At 60.4% G+C, this 17,122-nt stretch carries 12 protein-coding genes; 10 read left to right on the forward strand and 2 right to left on the reverse strand.

What is annotated here, in order from left to right:
* Nucleotides 1-191 precede the first annotated feature (191 nt).
* The 3 genes from ACSQ8V_RS37735 (at nucleotide 192) to ACSQ8V_RS37745 (ending at nucleotide 4,477) form a co-directional block, all read left to right on the forward strand.
* Nucleotides 192-1,037, forward strand: a complete 846-nt coding sequence (locus ACSQ8V_RS37735; protein WP_436209187.1) for an oxidoreductase — start codon at nucleotides 192-194, stop codon at nucleotides 1,035-1,037.
* A gap of 289 nt (nucleotides 1,038-1,326) precedes the next feature.
* Nucleotides 1,327-2,148: an isocitrate lyase/PEP mutase family protein gene (locus ACSQ8V_RS37740; protein WP_436209188.1), complete on the forward strand. Its 822-nt coding sequence runs from the start codon at nucleotides 1,327-1,329 to the stop codon at nucleotides 2,146-2,148.
* Nucleotides 2,149-2,599: 451 nt separating this feature from the next.
* Nucleotides 2,600-4,477, forward strand: coding sequence for an ABC transporter ATP-binding protein (locus ACSQ8V_RS37745; RefSeq protein WP_436209189.1), 1,878 nt, complete (start codon nucleotides 2,600-2,602; stop codon nucleotides 4,475-4,477).
* Nucleotides 4,478-4,616: 139 nt separating this feature from the next.
* Here the strand turns inward: ACSQ8V_RS37745 and ACSQ8V_RS37750 are convergent, their stop codons facing one another.
* Nucleotides 4,617-6,179: an NADH-quinone oxidoreductase subunit M gene (locus tag ACSQ8V_RS37750; RefSeq protein WP_213763735.1), complete on the reverse strand. Its 1,563-nt coding sequence runs from the start codon at nucleotides 6,177-6,179 to the stop codon at nucleotides 4,617-4,619.
* Between the two features lie 746 nt (nucleotides 6,180-6,925).
* Here ACSQ8V_RS37750 and ACSQ8V_RS37755 point away from each other — a divergent pair.
* Entirely contained in the window at nucleotides 6,926-7,300 is a 375-nt protein-coding gene (locus tag ACSQ8V_RS37755) for a hypothetical protein (RefSeq protein WP_213763736.1), read from the forward strand.
* A 32-nt stretch (nucleotides 7,301-7,332) separates the two neighbouring features.
* A complete protein-coding gene (locus ACSQ8V_RS37760) occupies nucleotides 7,333-7,602 on the forward strand; it encodes a DUF3331 domain-containing protein (protein WP_436186434.1) in 270 nt (89 codons plus the stop codon).
* A gap of 138 nt (nucleotides 7,603-7,740) precedes the next feature.
* On the opposite strand, the gene ACSQ8V_RS37765 is transcribed toward ACSQ8V_RS37760, so the two are convergent.
* Complete coding sequence (locus tag ACSQ8V_RS37765) at nucleotides 7,741-8,907, reverse strand: porin (RefSeq protein ID WP_213763738.1); 1,167 nt, start codon at nucleotides 8,905-8,907, stop codon at nucleotides 7,741-7,743.
* Nucleotides 8,908-9,353: 446 nt separating this feature from the next.
* On the opposite strand from ACSQ8V_RS37765, the gene ACSQ8V_RS37770 reads away from it, so the two are divergent.
* The 5 genes from ACSQ8V_RS37770 (at nucleotide 9,354) to ACSQ8V_RS37790 (ending at nucleotide 17,063) form a co-directional block, all read left to right on the forward strand.
* Entirely contained in the window at nucleotides 9,354-10,277 is a 924-nt protein-coding gene (locus ACSQ8V_RS37770; protein WP_436209190.1) for a LysR family transcriptional regulator, read from the forward strand.
* A gap of 30 nt (nucleotides 10,278-10,307) precedes the next feature.
* Entirely contained in the window at nucleotides 10,308-10,982 is a 675-nt protein-coding gene (locus ACSQ8V_RS37775) for a response regulator transcription factor (protein WP_213763740.1), read from the forward strand.
* Nucleotides 10,983-11,235: 253 nt separating this feature from the next.
* Entirely contained in the window at nucleotides 11,236-14,466 is a 3,231-nt protein-coding gene (locus tag ACSQ8V_RS37780; RefSeq protein ID WP_436209191.1) for an efflux RND transporter permease subunit, read from the forward strand.
* A complete protein-coding gene (locus tag ACSQ8V_RS37785; RefSeq protein WP_213763742.1) occupies nucleotides 14,456-15,655 on the forward strand; it encodes an efflux RND transporter periplasmic adaptor subunit in 1,200 nt (399 codons plus the stop codon). The genes ACSQ8V_RS37780 and ACSQ8V_RS37785 overlap by 11 nt, the downstream gene beginning before the upstream one ends.
* Nucleotides 15,648-17,063 carry an efflux transporter outer membrane subunit gene (locus ACSQ8V_RS37790; protein WP_436209192.1) on the forward strand — a complete coding sequence of 472 codons (1,416 nt, stop codon included), beginning with the start codon at nucleotides 15,648-15,650 and terminating at the stop codon, nucleotides 17,061-17,063. The genes ACSQ8V_RS37785 and ACSQ8V_RS37790 overlap by 8 nt, the downstream gene beginning before the upstream one ends.
* The last annotated feature ends 59 nt before the right edge of the window (nucleotides 17,064-17,122 follow it).

A 17,122-nucleotide genomic window follows, 5' to 3' on the forward strand; every position in this document is an offset into this window, starting at 1 on the left:
ATGTGCCACTTGCCAGCGCCGAAATCCACCGGCTCATAGGATTAGGCAAACACAACAGATGAACCGGCATTCGCGTTGCGGCGCGGCGCTCCTAACATGCGGCCATTGCTGAGATCGCGCGTGTCATGCGTCATTGGAGATGCATCGCGACGCTCAGCCTGTCCACGACCACCGACAAGGAGTGCAGCACCATGAACCCCATCCAGGGCAAGAAGACGTTCCTCATTACCGGCGTGAGCTCGGGTTTCGGCCGCGCGTTCGCGGAAGCCGCGTTGAATGCCGGCCACGTCGTCGCAGGTACGATGCGCCGCGAAGCCGACATACACACATTCGAGGCGCTCGCAGCCGGCCGTGCACACGCGATTGTGCTCGACGTGACCGATTTCGCGGCTATCGGCCCGGCTGTCGCGACGATCACGGAAAAAATCGGCTCTATCGACGTGCTGGTCAACAATGCAGGATACGGCCACGAGGGCGTGCTTGAGGAGTCGCCGCTGGAAGACCTGCACCATCAGTTCGACGTCAACGTATTCGGCGCCGTCGCGATGATCAAAGCCGTGCTTCCCGCCATGCGCGAACGCCGGTCGGGTCACATCATCAACATCACGTCGATGGGCGGCTTCGTCACCATGCCGGGGATTGCTTACTACTGCGGCAGCAAGTTCGCGCTCGAAGGCATCTCTGAAACGCTGGCGAAAGAAGTCGCGGGTTTCGGCATCAAGGTAACCGCCGTTGCACCCGGCTCTTTCCGCACGGACTGGGCTGGCCGCTCGATGGTGCGCGCGGGTCGCAGCATCGCGGATTACGATGCGCTGTTCACCCCGATCCGTCAGGCGCGGGAGGCGAAAAGCGGCAAGCAGGCGGGCGACCCGGTCAAGGCAGCCGCCGTGTTGCTCGAGGTGATTGCGGCAGAACATCCGCCAGTACATCTGCTGCTCGGCACCGACGCGCTCAGCCTGGTCAGGGACAAATTGGCGGCCCTCGGCAGCGAGATTGAAACGTGGGAAAAGGTATCGCGCTCGACGGACTTCTCGTGACGCCTTCATGACCCGATAGCCACGAAAACCCCTACAGCGGCCCGTTGTGATTGTGAAAACCGGGCTGCCGCTCTCGTGTACGATGGCTTCACGTCGAGCCCCCGGCCAAGCCGAGCGTTACAGGCAACGCCATGCCGCGAGCACGCTGCAATAGCCCGCGCGCTTGAGCCGGATTTGCGCGCCGATTCGATGAATCCGGAAGCTACCCGTACCAAAGCTCGTTGAGCGGAATCGTATTTCCAACCCCGACTTATTCGTACACTATTCGCCCACACACGATGAGGTTCCGATGACCCGTACTGTCGCCGAAAAACGCGCTGCCTTTCGCGCGCTTCACCAGCGAGGTTGTTTCGTGTTGCCCAACCCTTGGGATGCAGGCAGCGCGCGGATGCTGCAGCATCTCGGCTTTGCCGCGCTGGCATCGACCAGTTCAGGCTTCGCGTGGTCTACAGGCCGGCCCGACTACGCGGTGACCTGCGCCGATGTCCTGCAGCATCTGGGCGCCCTCTGCGAGGCGGTGGACCTGCCGGTCAACGCCGATTTCGAGTCCGGGTTCGCCTCCGACCCGGCGACGCTCGCGGCCAACGTGAGCCTCGCGATCCAGACAGGTGTAGCGGGTTTATCGATTGAAGATCGCGACGTGGAAGCGCCGTTCGGACTCTACGACACCGCTCTCTCGGTCGAGCGCGTTCGTGCGGCCCGTGCGGCGATCGACCGGTCGGGCGACGACGTCATCCTGGTCGCGCGCACCGAAGGCCTGCTAAGCGATCCAACCGCGCTCAGCCCGTCCATCGACAAACTCGTGGCCTTCGCAGCCGCTGGTGCGGACTGTCTGTACGCGCCGGGCGTGGTCGATAAGGCCGACATAGCGGTCATGGTTCGTGCCGTGGCGCCCAAGACGCTCAATGTACTGATGATGCGGCCCGGCATGAGCGTCGCCGAACTGGCCGACCTTGGCGTGCGGCGAATCAGTGTTGGCGGAGGGTTGGCGCGGGTTGCATGGCAGGCCATGCTGACGGCCGCCGAGCAAATGAAGGCCGGTTCTTTCGATGGCCTCGCCGGCGCCGCATCCAGCAAGCAATTGAACGCTGTCTTCGGCGGATTCGCCTGAGTCTGAACCTGAGCCTGAGCGCTCGGCGCGAGCCCGGTCTTTTCGTCAATGTGCCTGCAGCGCAGGGACATTCATGCATCGGGATCGATCGTGCAGCGACTCTGCAGCAGTCCCTTGCGCTGTTTCGGCTCGACAACATGTGCGTGGCCGAAAGTGGTTGGCAAGCGCTATAAGCGCCTGATAATATTGGGACATGGATAGCCGCCCGGCTCCATGTCAATCAACTTTCATTTCTCAAAGGGAGGCGAAAAGATGCTCGCATTCAATACCGTCGTCCCTTACATGCCGCGCCGGCCAGTTTAAGCCGCCGTCCGCGCGGGCACAGCAGCCCGCGCCATGTCCAGACAGTCCGTTTCAGTTCGCCCGCACATGCGGGCGTGCTGTGGCTGTCGCTCTCATTTTCTTTCGACCGGATAGCCTCGTCGCGCTTGGGCGCTACGGGCTGTGGCAAATGGCTTACACAAAAAAACTCGACTTCGGCGGACGGGCGTTCAAAGACGTTCTTGGTTTCACTGTGGTTCACTGGGGCAAACAACCGTGGCGCATCGTAGCCATTGTCGTGCTCGCGCTGCTGTCGGCACTGGCCGATGTCCTCACGCCGCTCTTCGCAGGCCGGCTCGTGGATGCACTCGCCGCCGGCGCGGCTGGCAAGGAGCTGGCATGGCGCGCGGCCACGACGGCGTTCGGCATCCTGGCTTGCCTTGGGCTAGCAGCCACGTTGCTGCGTCAGCTCGTTTTCATGAACATCATCGTGTTGACGCTCAGGATGATGAGCGAGATTGCCGCCAACGCGTTTCATCGCGTGCAACGGTTTTCCTCTGACTGGCACGGCAACAGCTTCGCCGGTTCGACCGTGCGCAAGATCACGCGCGGCATGTGGGCGCTCGACCTGCTCAACGACACGTTGCTCATCGCCCTGCTCCCGTCACTCGTCATGCTGGTCGGCGCGACCGTGCTGCTCGGCATGCACTGGGCCGTCATGGGCGTGGTCGTGGGCCTCGGGTCGCTGCTCTACATCGCGGTGACGGTCGGCCTGTCGCTTGGCTTTGTCGCACCGGCCGCTCGTTTGGGCAACGCGTGGGACACCCGCATGGGCGGTGCACTGGCGGACGCGGTGAGCTGCAACACGGTCGTCAAGGCCTTCGGTGCGGAAACGCGCGAGGAAGCGCGGCTTGCCCGCGTGATCGGCAAGTGGCGTCACCGGACGCGGCGCACATGGGCGCGCGGCACGATCAACGGCGGTGTGCAGGGCGGCATGCTAGTGGTCATGCAAGCGGCAATCCTGGGTGCTGCGCTGTTGCTGTGGGAAGCCGGCAAGGCCAGCGTGGGCGACATCACGTTCACGCTGACCATGTTCTTCATGTTGCAGGGTTATCTGCGCGAAGTCGGCATGCACGTGCGCAATCTGCAGCGCTCGGTCAACGACATGGAAGAGCTGGTATCGCTTGAAGGTCAGCCGCTCGGCGTGGAAGACAAGCCCGACGCCGGGCCGATCGCGATCCGTGAAGGCGAGATCCGCTTCGAGCATGTGACCTTCAGCTACGACGGCCACACGAAGCCGCTCTATGAGGACTTCTCGGTGCGGATTGCGCCGGGAGAGCGCGTAGGGTTGATCGGGCATTCGGGGTCCGGCAAGACCACGTTGATCAAGCTGATCCAGCGGCTGTACGACGTCTCGGGCGGCAGGATCATGATCGACGGGCAGAACATTGCCGATGTCAGCCAAGCGTCGCTGCGCGGCCAGATCGCGATCGTCCAGCAGGAGCCGGTGCTGTTCCATCGCTCGCTCGCGGAGAACATTGCGTACGCCCGGCCCGGTGCTACGCGTGCGGAAATCGAGCGGGCCGCACGGCAGGCCAGCGCCCACGATTTCATCGCGGCGCTGCCTCAGGGTTACGAAACGCTCGTGGGTGAGCGCGGCATCAAGTTGTCGGGTGGCGAACGCCAGCGTGTGGCGATTGCCCGGGCATTCCTCGCGGATGCGCCCGTCCTGATCCTGGACGAAGCAACGTCGAGCCTCGACAGCGAGAGCGAAGTGCTGATCCAGCAGGCAATGGAGCGGCTGATGGTCGGCCGTACCACGCTGGTGATTGCTCACCGGCTTTCAACGGTGCGGGCGCTGGACAGGCTGCTGGTGCTCGACAAAGGCAGGATTGCTGAGGAAGGCAGCCACGAGAAGCTGATCCAGCTCCACAACGGCTTGTACCGGCGGTTGTTCGAACGGCAGGCGCTCGGCTTGACGACCGATCGCGCGGAACCGGCCGGTGCAGTAAAAACCGGCCATCCAGCAGGTGGTTATGCCACCGATCCGATGACGACCGGGAGATGATGCGACGGTCCGGGTAGACCCCGGACCGTTGTATCAAAGTCCGGGGCATTGCAAACGCGTGATCTCGTTCACTCTTGATCTTTGAATTACGTAAGGCCTTCGCCGAATCCAGCGCGATGCGCCTCACGTTCCTCAAGCACTAAAACCCTTTTGCACGAACCAGAAACGGTGCCGGCGAGTGAATCGACGCGTGCAGTCCTGTGTCTGGCCCGGGGAGATAGTCCGTGTGCGGTTGCTTCGACTCATCAGCTTGCTTGAGCAGATTGGCAGCGGATGCATCGATAGAATCGGTCAGCGGTTTCGGATAAACGCCGATCGCCAGCACCAGCACCGCGAGCGCACCCAGCATCCCAAACTCGCGTTTGCCGAGATCGCCGAGACCGGCTACGCCCGCATTGCCGACCGGTCCGTAGATGGTTCGCTTGTACATCCACAGCGTGTACGAAGCGCTCAGGATCAGCGTCGTGCAAGCCAGCGCTCCGATCCAGAAATTGAACTTGACCGCACCCATGATGACCATGAATTCGCCGACAAAACCCGAGGTGCCGGGCAAGCCTACATTAGCCATCGAAAACAGCATGGCGAAGACCGCGAAACGCGGCATCACGTTGGCGACGCCGCCGTAGGCATCCATTGAACGCGTGTGCATCCGCTCCCACAGAATGCCGATGCACAGAAACATCGCGCCCGAGACAAAGCCATACGAAATCATCTGCACGATGGCGCCGTCCAAGCCGATGTCGTTGAACAGGAACAGCCCCAACGTGACGAGCCCCATGTGCGCGATGGCCGAGTACGCGAGCAGCTTGCTCATGTCCGTTTGCGCCAGCGCGACCAGGCTTGCATAGATCACCGCAATCAACGACAGCACGATGATCACCGGCGAAAAGAAATGCGCCACGTCCGGCGTGACAGGCAACGCGAACCGGAGGAAGCCGTATGCGCCGAGCTTCAACATGCCGAGCACGACCGAAGCGCCCGTGGGCGCTTCAAGGTGGACCTGTGGCAGCCATGTATGGATCGGCCACATCGGAACCTTGACGGCAAAGGCCGCAAAGAACGCGATGAACACCAGCACCTGCGGCGTGAAGCTCATGGGCAGCGCCTGCCAGCTGGCGAGGTCGAAGGTATGCGATTGCTGATACAGATTCAACATCGCCATCAGCATCATCAGCGAGCCAACCAGCGAAAAGAAGAAGAACTTGACGGCCGCAAGCACGCGTCCGGTTCCGCCCCAGGAGCCAATCAGCAAATACATGGGAATCAGCGTCGCTTCGAAAAAGACGAAGAACAGCATGCCGTCGAGCGAGGCGAAGGTCCCGATCATCAGGCCCGACAGAAACATGAACGACGCGAGATATTGCGCAACGCGCACCGTGATCACGTTCCACGAAGCAATGGTCACGATCAGCGTCGTGAACGCGGTGAGCACCGTGAGCCACATCGAGATGCCATCGACACCGAGGTGATACGAGATATCGAAAGCCGGCAGCCAGTTCACGCGTTCGACGAACTGCATCGCAGCAGAATGGGTTTCAAATCCGCTGACCAGCGGCAGCGTGACGACGAAGCAGACGGCCGACCCGGCAAGCGCGAGCCAGCGCGCAGGCATCGGGTTGCGGTCGGACCCGATCCTGAGGATCGCGACGCCAAAGATGATTGGAAGCCAAATGGCAAGACTGAGAAGCGGTAAGGATGACATCGCTGAGATAAGACCTTGTTTGAGCGCTAATCGGCACTGCCTGGGGCAAATCCGCTACTAAGTGTGAAAGAATGAAAGTCAATCGTTAGCCTGTTTCCCCCGGTCTGTCGTTAAACCGTGGACGTAAGGAAACGAAAGCTCGCCAGCGAGTACGAGCATCCTGCGTAAGGGTTAACGAGCATAATTCAGTCACAAATATTTTGCAGCGCAACAGTGATGAATTTTTCGTGATGCAGGCTTGTGGCTTGATTTAAAAGTGTTTCATGACGTCCGATGGACCATAAAAATGTGCGAACGCACAATATTTTTCGGGAGCATGACCCGCAATATGGGACGTCTCGACGAGCATCCGGCGGGTTGAAAACCCGTGGGGCTATCTCGAACGTCTCTTACAGTCGTGCTTTCGTTTCACTGTCACGGAAAATCAGATCCGTTCAGCGTCGGTATAGGTGAAGCACCTCTACGCTGCTAGACGGGATTCGGACGTACCGCGAAAACGCCGGGCCGAGTCGGCCCGGGAATCGTCATTTCGTTCCAGATCTTCAGTGTCATTTACTTCGTATGACTATGTATTTCGCCGAACCACTCACCCATTGTTGGCCGGCAAGCGGCCTGCAGCGACCGCAGCAGCGCCCACGATCCGGTCAAATCTAAAAAAAACTTCATTCTCCGATAGCGTTGTTTCAGATTTCGCAAGTCGCGAAATTCCATAATGAATGGACCGATTACACATTGGGAGTTTCGCGATGTACCAAACACTATTAGTCGAGGCGGTCCACGATTCCGGGCGTCAGGCAGTACGCTTCGATATTGGATCGAACGCGGCAATCCTCGATGTCGATGACGTCGACCTGCTGATAGAACGTCTTGGCCAGATTCGCTCGGGGCTGTCGCCGGCCTTGCCGCACGAACCGTCGCGCACGCATAACTATGTGATCGAAATTGATCCGTGCTGGTATCTGGACAAGAATCCGTTGTTCGACGGGGTCGTGCTGCTGCTGCGTCATACCGGGCTCGGTTGGGCTGGCTTTGCGATTCCTCAGTCGAGCCTCGAGCGCCTGCAGGACGCTATCGTCAAGCCGGTGCCACAGTCGTTTGAAGTGAGCCAGATACCGAGTTGAACACGCGTGCCGCCGGCACGTTTGTCGTACGTGTGCTGAGTCACCCCACTGCCAACACGTTGGCTGTGATGTGGCGCGAAACAGCCCGCTACTGCTATCAGGAGCAGAAATGGAGACGGGCGCGCGCCGAAGGTCCGGGGCAATGCGCCCTTTCGTTCGTGTCCTTCAAGGCAGGTGCGTGGGTCTTCAGGCCCGCAGGTTCATCACGTCCGCTGAATCGGGAGTGCAGCATTGCCGAGACATCGCTAACTGCAATGCTGGACGATCGAAAATCTTTAAACTTCGATGCAACAAGCCGCTAAGAACTTTAAGGCTAGCCGATTTCCTTGTCGGCTAGCCTTTAGTTTTTTTATCCGCCCCGCATACCCATCTACAAGCAAAAAAACGACGCCGCATGAAACCACGCGGCGTCGATCATTTACTCACTCACGCCCAGCGACTTAGAACCGGTGACGCATGCCGACCGTTACGGCCACTTGCTTGTCCGTTGTAGACGGGCTCAGGCCGTTGATCGCTGCATCACCCAACGCCGTGCCGTCGCCACCCGACGCGTGTTGAAACACGCCTTCCGCATATACGTCGGTGCGTTTGCTCAAGTCATAGTCTGCAAGCAGCGAGAACTGGTGATACTTCGGCTTAGCATCGCCGGCCGCCGTGTTGAACGAGCCGTTCGTGAACGTGTAAGCGCCTTCGAGACTCATCGCCGGTGTCAACGCGTAACGCGTATTCACTTCGTAGTTGTCCAGACGCAGACTGTTACCCGACAAGGCCGTATAACCGTCGTTCATGTTGATCGCATCGAGGCCGTCAAGCTTCGTGTGCGTGTACACGAATCCCACCGTGGCCGGGCCGAAAGCGTAGTTGACACCACCGCCGAACGTGCGTTGACGCGCGGCGACGAACGTTGATGTGTTATTCGCTCCCGACACTGCACCATTCGCGTTGTCGCCCTGGCCGGGATTGTTGATCTGCAAATACGACGCAGCGAAGCTCAACGGGCCATTGGAGTAAGACGCGCCCGCGCTATAAGCGCGATTGTCCGAGAATGCGCCCGCCTTGTTCGAAAAGCCGTACAAACCGCCGAACTTGAAACCGGCGTAATCAATGCTCGCGAACTTCACCGAGTTGCTGATGCTGAAGCTATTGTCCAGATTGTCGTTATCGAACGGGTGGGCGGCAAGGTTGTTGCCCAGACCCTGGCCGGCTTCCGACAGCGGCGCCAGATAATCAACCGTGGAATCGTATTGCTTGCCGAGCGTCACCGTACCGTACTGGTTCGATTGCAAACCAACATATGCCTGACGGCCGAAGATCTCATTCGACTGCGAGAACGCGCCGTTGTTCACGTTGAAGCCATCTTCCAACTTGAAGATGGCGTGCATGCCGCCACCCAGGTCTTCGCTGCCCTTCAAGCCCCACAGCGTGTCACTGACGTTGCCGCTACCCACACCCCACGATTGGCCCGACGAGGCCGAACCCGGCGTGTGCGAGTTGTTCGCATACACCACCCCGGCATCGATCACGCCATACAGCGTGACGCTGCTTTGCGCGTGAGCGGCTACTGCGAACAGGCTGGAAATAGTTGCAGCCAACAGAACTTTCTTCATCTTGAACTCCACATAGATAACGGGTTCCGGGTCAGGAGGCAGCTTGCAACGCTGCGTGACTTCGGCCGTACGCTTAAGCGAAGCAGGCAATGCTTCGAGCGGGAGGACATGCAGCGTTGAGTGCGGCCCTGACCTCAGAGCATCGAAGTCTACGGAGCGAGCGTCGCCAGGCAGCGTGGTCGAACTGAATGACAGATTTTCAGTTTTCGAAAGCAAGGCTTGGGCGATCAGCGCGAAGGCAGACGTGCGCTAGGTTTGAGCGCTGTTCTTGTTTTGTGGCATTCCCATCATCGAGGGTTTGCGTGTATCGAATGCGCCACGCCATTGATTTATGGTTGCCTTAAGAACGGCCGACAAAGTTAAAAAAGACTTAATAAAGCAGGCGCGTCCTTGTTACGTCACGTAGCAGATCATGCGGTCAGTCAAATCGATACAGGCTGCCCGTCATGAATCAGCTACAAGCAATGCGCGTGTTCACCCGCGTGGTCGATCTCACCAGCTTCAGTCTGGCCGCCAAGCAACTCGGCATGTCGGCCGCAGCAGTCACCCGTAGCATCAGCATGCTGGAAGCGCACCTGAACATGCGCCTCCTGAATCGCTCCACGCGTCGGCTCTCGTTGACCGAAGCGGGACAGTCCTATGTGGACGGTTGCCGCACGATCATCCAGCAACTCGATACGATTGAAGAGAGCCTCGTGCGCTCAACCCGCGATCTCAGCGGAACGTTGCGCGTGGCGGCGTCGACGACCTACGCCGCGTGCGGCTTGAGCAATCTGCTCGCGGCGTATCGTGCAGCGTATCCGCGCATTGGCTTTGATGTGACGACCTACGACTCGCCGATCGAGTTAATCGAGGGAGGTTTCGATGTCGGTTTTTCTGCCTATCGCAACCTGCCGAACTCGTCGCTGGTCTGCCGTCATCTCACCGCGTTCAAGGAGGTCACGGTCGCTTCGCCCGGTTATCTCTCCCAGAACGGCACGCCCGTGAATCCCGCAGCGCTCGCGCATCATCATCTGCTGTCGATCTCCGACGGCTCCGCGCGTAATTGGGAATTCTCGGATCAGAACGGCGTGTATCGCGTGGCGACCGGAAATGCGCTGCACGCAACCAGCAGTGCAACGGTGCGTTCGGCAGCGCTGGCGGACATGGGGATCGCGTTGTTGCCGGCACCGCTGGTCAAGGACGATCTGGCGAAAGGCCTCCTGCTGCCCATCCTCGGCCAGTTCCAGATTGCGGGTGGCGTACGCCAGGTGTCCATTCTCTATACGGGTCGCAACTATCTCTCGGCGAAGGTCCGGCATTTCATCGACTTCTCGGTGAGCCAGTACCGTGCCCCTGATAACACGGTAGGACTTCGTGCCGCGGCCTGACGTGCATCCCCCACTCTGGAGCGCGTTGTAATGCCGAAAGTACTTGCCATAGAAGATGACGAACTGATGGCGCAGGAAGTGACACGTGCATTGTCCGCACCGGGCTATACGGTCCAGGTTGCCCGCACGGGCCGCGACGGTATTGCGAAAGCCATTGGCGGCGGTTATGACATCGTCACGCTTGATCGCATGTTGCCGGACCTGGATGGCCTCACGATTGTGACGACCATGCGAGGCGTCGGCATAGACACGCCTGTGCTGATCGTCAGTTCAATGAGCCATGTGGATGACCGCGTGCGCGGACTGCGAGCAGGCGGTGACGACTATCTCACCAAGCCTTTCTCTCACGATGAAATGCGCGCCCGCGTGGAAGCCTTGCTTCGACGCAAGGCGGGACCCGCATCCGACGAAACGGTCTTGCGCGTGCATGGCCTGGAGCTCAATCTCGTGCGCCGCCGCGCCACGCTTCACGGCCGTGTGCTCGACCTGCAGCCGACCGAGTTTCGCGTGCTCGAATTCATGATGCGTCATGTAGGTCAGGTGCTCACGCGAACCATGATTTTCGAAGGCGTATGGGGCTGCCGTTTCGATCCTGGTACTAATCTGATCGATGTTCACGTCGGCCGCCTGAGAAAGAAAGTGGATGACGCCAGCGGCCGGCCGGCGATCCGCACCATTCGCGGCTCCGGCTATTTGCTGGACTAATTTCTTCATCGTCGAGCGCAGCCACAAGGTGTTCCGCACCTTGTGGCTGCGCTCGATTTTCGTCACGTCCCCCTTGCCTTCTCGAAACTAAAACTAGTTTCATTTTTCCCGTGCGTGGGTGTTAACCCGATCCTTCCAGAATGACTGACACCGGCGCTGTCATTGCGCAATCAGTCCGATGTCCTGATGTTGTTAAGTCACCAAGTCACTAAGTTAGCGCGAATCATGCGCACCCTGAACGGAGCCGTTCTCAATGTTGAAAATTGTCCGATTAGCTTTGACTCGGCCCTATACGTTCATCGTGCTGGCGATGCTGATCGTGTTGATCGGTCCGCTCGCGGCACTCCGTACGCCGACGGACATCTTCCCCGATATCCGCATTCCCGTCATCAGTGTCATCTGGAACTACGCAGGGCTTCAACCGGACGACATGTCGGGCCGAATTGTCACGTACTACGAACGTACGCTCGGCACGACCGTCAACGACGTCCAGCATATTGAATCGCAGTCGTTCCGGGGTTATGGCATCGTCAAGATCTTCTTCCAGCCGACCGTCGATATCCGGACGGCGACTGCTCAAGTCACTTCAGTTTCGCAGACGGTACTCAAGCAGATGCCGCCAGGCATTACGCCACCCCAGATCCTTAACTACAACGCATCGACGGTTCCGGTCCTGCAGATCGCGCTCACCAGCAACACGCTCGATGAGCAGAAGCTTGCCGATTACGCTACCAACTTCATTCGACCCGCGCTGCTGAGCGTACCCGGAGTGGCGATTCCGACGCCTTACGGCGGCAAGACGCGCGAAGTGCAGATCGACCTGGATCCGCACGCATTGCAGGCGGACCGGCTGTCCGCTACGGACGTAGCGAACGCATTGGCGCAGCAGAACCAGATCGTGCCGGCGGGGACCGAGAAGATCGGCGACTTCGAATACAACATCAAGCTGAACAACAGCCCGCTTGCGCTCGACCAACTCAACAACCTGCCCGTCAAGACGATCAACGGCGCAACCATCTATATCCGCGATATCGCACACGTTCGCGACGGCAATCCGCCGCAGAGCAATATTGTGCGTCTCGACGGCCATCGCGCCGTGCTGATGAGTATTCTGAAAAACGGTTCGGCCTCGACGCTCGACATCATCGCGGGCGTCAAGGCGAAGCTACCGCTGATTCGCGAAACCCTGCCGCCTGGCCTCAAGCTCGTGACGATGGGCGATCAGTCCGTATTCGTGAAGGGCGCGGTGAGCGGCGTGGCGCGTGAAGGCATCATTGCTGCCGCGCTGACCTCGCTCATGATCCTGTTGTTCCTGGGAAGCTGGCGCTCCACGCTGATCATTGCGTCGTCCATCCCGCTTGCGGTTCTGGCCGCGATTGCGGCGCTGTCGGCGATGGGCGAGACGCTCAACGTCATGACGCTCGGAGGACTCGCGCTTGCAGTGGGTATTCTCGTCGATGATGCAACTGTCACCATCGAAAATATCAACTGGCACCTGGAACAGGGCAAGCCCGTCAGGGACGCTATTCTCGACGGCGCCGCGCAGATCGTGACGCCTGCCCTCGTCTCGCTGCTGTGCATCTGTATTGTGTTCGTGCCCATGCTGCTGCTCGACGGTATTGCACGTTTCCTGTTCGTGCCCATGGCCGAGGCCGTGATCTTCGCGATGATCGCCTCATTCGTGCTCTCACGAACCTTCGTGCCGATGATGGCGCAGTACCTGCTGCGGCCGCACGCGTCAGGGGGGCATGCATCCGGTGAGCTTGCCGCGAGCATGGACCCGCACGGCATCATGCAGCATGCGCCTTCGAAAAATCCGCTGGTCCGATTCCAGCGCGGCTTTGAACAACTGTTCGGGCGCTTTCGCGGCATGTACCGCATTCTGCTGGGGATGGCGCTCAGCAGCCGCAAGCGGTTCATCATCGGCTTCCTCGCGGTGGTCGCGGCGTCCTTTTTACTGTCGCCATTCCTTGGGCGCAACTTCTTTCCGAATATCGACTCGGGTGAAATCGCGTTGCATGTGCGGGGTCCGGTTGGCTTGCGGATCGAGCAGACCGCGGACCTCTTCGATCATGTCGAGGCCACTGTTCGCCGGACTATTCCACCGAACCAGTTGCGTGCTGTGATCGACAATATCGGCTTACCGAACAGCGGTATCAACCTGACGTATAACAACAGCGGCACGATGGGACCGTCGGACGGTGACATCCTCATCTCGCTCGGCGAGGACCACGCGCCAACGGCTGAGTATGTCAAGAAATTACGCAGGCTGCTGCCGCGTGCATATCCGGGCATGACCTTCTCGTTCCTGCCTGCCGACATCATTTCGCAAATTCTTAACTTCGGTTCACCGGCCCCGATCGATATCCAGGTGGCCGGTCCGAATCAGGCCGGCAACTATGCGTATGCCCAGCAACTGCTGCGCAAGGTACAACTAATCCCGGGCGTTGCCGACACGCGCATTCAGCAGGCGACGACCTACCCGCAATTCACCGTCTCGGTTGACCGGACCCGTGCCGCCGAACTGGGCATTACCGAGGGCGACGTGACCAACTCGGTAGTGGCCAATCTCTCGGGCACGAGTCAGGTTGCCCCAACCTACTGGCTCAACCCGCGCAATGGTGTGTCGTATGCGGTCGTCGCGCAAACGCCGCAATATCGAATGACGTCGCTCAACGATCTCGGCAACCTGATGGTCACCGGCAAGACCGGCGAAGCGCAGATTCTGGGCGGCATTGCGATGATCAAGCGCGGCGTGGGAAACGCCGTTGTTTCGCACTACAACATTGAACCCCTGTTCGACATCTATGCGACCACGCAAGGCCGGGATCTCGGCGCCGTTGCCGCACAGATCAACACAATCGTGCACCAGACCGCGAAGGAAGTACCGAAGGGTTCGCAAGTGACCGTGCGAGGCCAGGTTCAAACCATGAACAGCGCATTCATGGGACTAGGCCTCGGCCTGATCGCGGCAATCGTGCTGATCTACCTGCTGATCGTGGTGAACTTCCATTCGTGGAGTGATGCGTTCGTGATCGTGACCGCGTTGCCGGCGGCGCTCGCGGGCATCGTGTGGATGCTGTTCATTACGCACACGCCATTGTCGGTCCCGGCGCTAACGGGCGCGATCCTCTGCATGGGGGTGGCCACGGCGAACTCCATCCTGGTCGTCACCTTCGCCCGCGAACGGCTGGTCATTACCGGCAACGCGTTGGTCGCCGCGATGGAAGCAGGATTCACGCGGTTTCGCCCGGTGCTGATGACCGCACTCGCGATGATCATCGGCATGTTGCCGATGGCACTGGGTCTCGGCGACGGCGGCGAACAGAACGCCCCGCTCGGCCGTGCTGTGATCGGCGGCCTGATGTGCGCCACCATCGCCACGCTGCTGTTCGTGCCTGTTGTGTTCAGCCTCGTGCATCGCAATGAAAAGGCTCAAGAGGATCACCCACTTTCCGGATCAGGAGAATCGCATGTCCACTGAAATTGAAATCAATTCCCCTAAGCGCTTGCGTCATCTGAAGCTGGTCAGCGTGATCATCGCGTTGATTACCGCGGGCGTGGTGACCGACGGCATCATCAGCCGCTCGCACGCGGAGCGTGAACTGACGACCTGGACCGACGCGCAAGCGATACCGACCGTGGCAACTGTCGCGCCCCAATTGCCTGCGGCCGAGCAGTCGCTGGAATTGCCGGGGCAGCTCGCCGCCTTCGTCAATGCACCGATCTATGCCCGCGTGTCCGGCTATCTGCAAACGTGGTCCGCCGACATCGGCACGCACGTGAAGGCCGGCCAGTTGCTCGGCCTGATCGATACGCCCGATCTCGATCAGCAACTGAAACAGGCACGGGCCGACCTCGCCAATACGGTGGCGAACGAAAACCTCGCGGCGACCACCGCAAAACGCTGGACGCAGATGCTGAAGCAGGACTCGGTCTCGCAGCAGGACGCCGATGAAAAGACCAGCGACCTGATCGCGAAGCAGGCCACGGTCGACGCCAGCCGCGCCAACGTCGCGCGCCTCGAAGCGCTTGAATCGTTCAAGCGCATCACGGCCCCGTTTGACGGTATCGTCACGGCGCGCAAAACCGATATCGGCGCGTTGATCGATGCGGGCGGCGGCACCGGCCCGGAATTGTTCGCTGTCTCCGACGCGCGCCGCCTCCGGCTCTATGTGAACGTGCCGCAAAGCGACGCAGCGGCGATCAAGCCCGGACTCACTGCCAAGCTGACTGTGCCGGAGCGGCCGGGCATGACCTTCGACGCGAAACTTGTCGACACGGACGACGCCATCACGCCTGCATCCGGCACGTTGCTCGTGCAGTTGTCGGTGGACAATGCATCGGGCTTGCTGCTGCCCGGGGAATACACACAGGTTCACTTCGCGCTGCCTAACGCCGGCAGCGCGTTGCTGGTTCCGGCGAGCACGCTGATCTTCCGTACTGACAACATGCAGGTCGCGGTCATCGACCCAAACAACCACGTGCATCTGAAAGACGTGAAGATCGCGACCGACCTCGGTACCCATGTCCTGATTGAATCGGGATTGTCAGCGAGCGACCGGATCATCGACAACCCGCCGGACTCGCTTGCGGAAGGCGAACTCGTGCGCGGCGCCGCGACTGCCGTGGCCACCGCAGCGACCGGGCAGCCGGAGCATGAGCATGGTTAAGCGCCGTCTCCTGGCAGCGGCAGCCTGCGCTGTCGCGCTGAACGCGTGTTCGTTCGCGCCCACCTACACCGTGCCCGCCACGGCGATTCCTATCACCTTCAAGGAAGCCGGCCCTTGGCAACCGGCAAAACCCGCGGACCGCATCCCGCGTGATGGCTGGTGGACCATGTATCGCGATCCGGTATTGAGCGGGCTCGAAGCAAAGATCGCGACAGCCAATCCGAATGTGGCGGCAGCGGTCGCCCGGCATGACGAAGCCAGCGCGTACCTTCAGGAAGCGCGTTCCGGGCTGTTTCCGACTATTGGTGCCGAATCCGATGTCTCGCGGCAACGGCAATCGGATAACCGGCCGTTGCGCGGCACAGGTCAGCCGTCGACTTACAACTCGGCGACGGCGGGTGTCGGTATAGGCTATGACCTTGATTTGTGGGGCAAGGTGCGCAATCAGGTCAGCGCGGGCCGCTCGCAAGAGGAGGCCAGTGCGGACGATCTCGAGTCGCTGCGCCTTAGCCTTCAGTCAAGCCTCGCATCGACCTATTTCGAACTGCGCGGCCTCGATCAGCGCGCCAAGCTGCTCAACGACACCATCGATACGTATAAGCGTGCACTGAAGCTGACCGTCAGCCGTCACAACGGCGGCCTCGCCTCCGGCATGGATGTCTCGCGGGCGCAGACGCAACTTGCATCCGCCCGTGCCGCCGCCGACGATACCCAGGCGAGCCGTGCGCTGCTCGAACATGCGATCGCGACGCTCACCGGAACGCCGGCATCGTCGTTCTCCCTGCCGCCGGACGTTGCGTTCAACTATCTGCCCCGCGTGCCCCTTGGGCTGCCTTCAACACTCTTGCAACGCAGGCCCGATGTTGCGGCGGCGGAACGGCGCGTGGCGGCGGCGAACGCGAATATCGGTGTAGCGAAGGCTGCGTTCTACCCCGACATTTCACTCGGCCTGGACGGCGGATATCAAAGCGATACCTTCTCGCCCTGGCTCGCGGCACCCAACGAAATCTGGTCGGTGGGACCGCAATTGCTGTTCACGATCTTCGATGGCGGCAAGCGCAGCGCGGCCGTGGCGAATTCGCGGGCGGAACTCGCCGAGAACGGTGCGAAGTACCGGCAGACCGTGCTTGTGGCTTTCCAGCAGGTCGAGGACGGCTTGGCGCTGCTGCATCATCTCGGCGACGAATCAGTCAACGAAGATCAGGCGTTGAGCGCCGCGCAGCAGACGCTCGCGCTGGCGACGTCGCAGTATCGCGACGGTGTGGTGAGCTATCTGGATGTCGTCACGGCCCAAACCACAGAACTGACTGCGCAGATTTCGTCGCTGGACCTGCGTACGCGACAGCTGACGGCTTCGGTGTCCCTGATCCGGGCTCTCGGTGGTGGATGGACCGGGAAGCCCGCCTGAGGCATATTCAGCCGTAGAAGTTAAAACGCCGCCGGGGGTATTTCATGGCCCTCGGCGGC

This window comes from Caballeronia sp. LjRoot31 (genome assembly GCF_964253885.1).
Classification (GTDB): domain Bacteria; phylum Pseudomonadota; class Gammaproteobacteria; order Burkholderiales; family Burkholderiaceae; genus Caballeronia.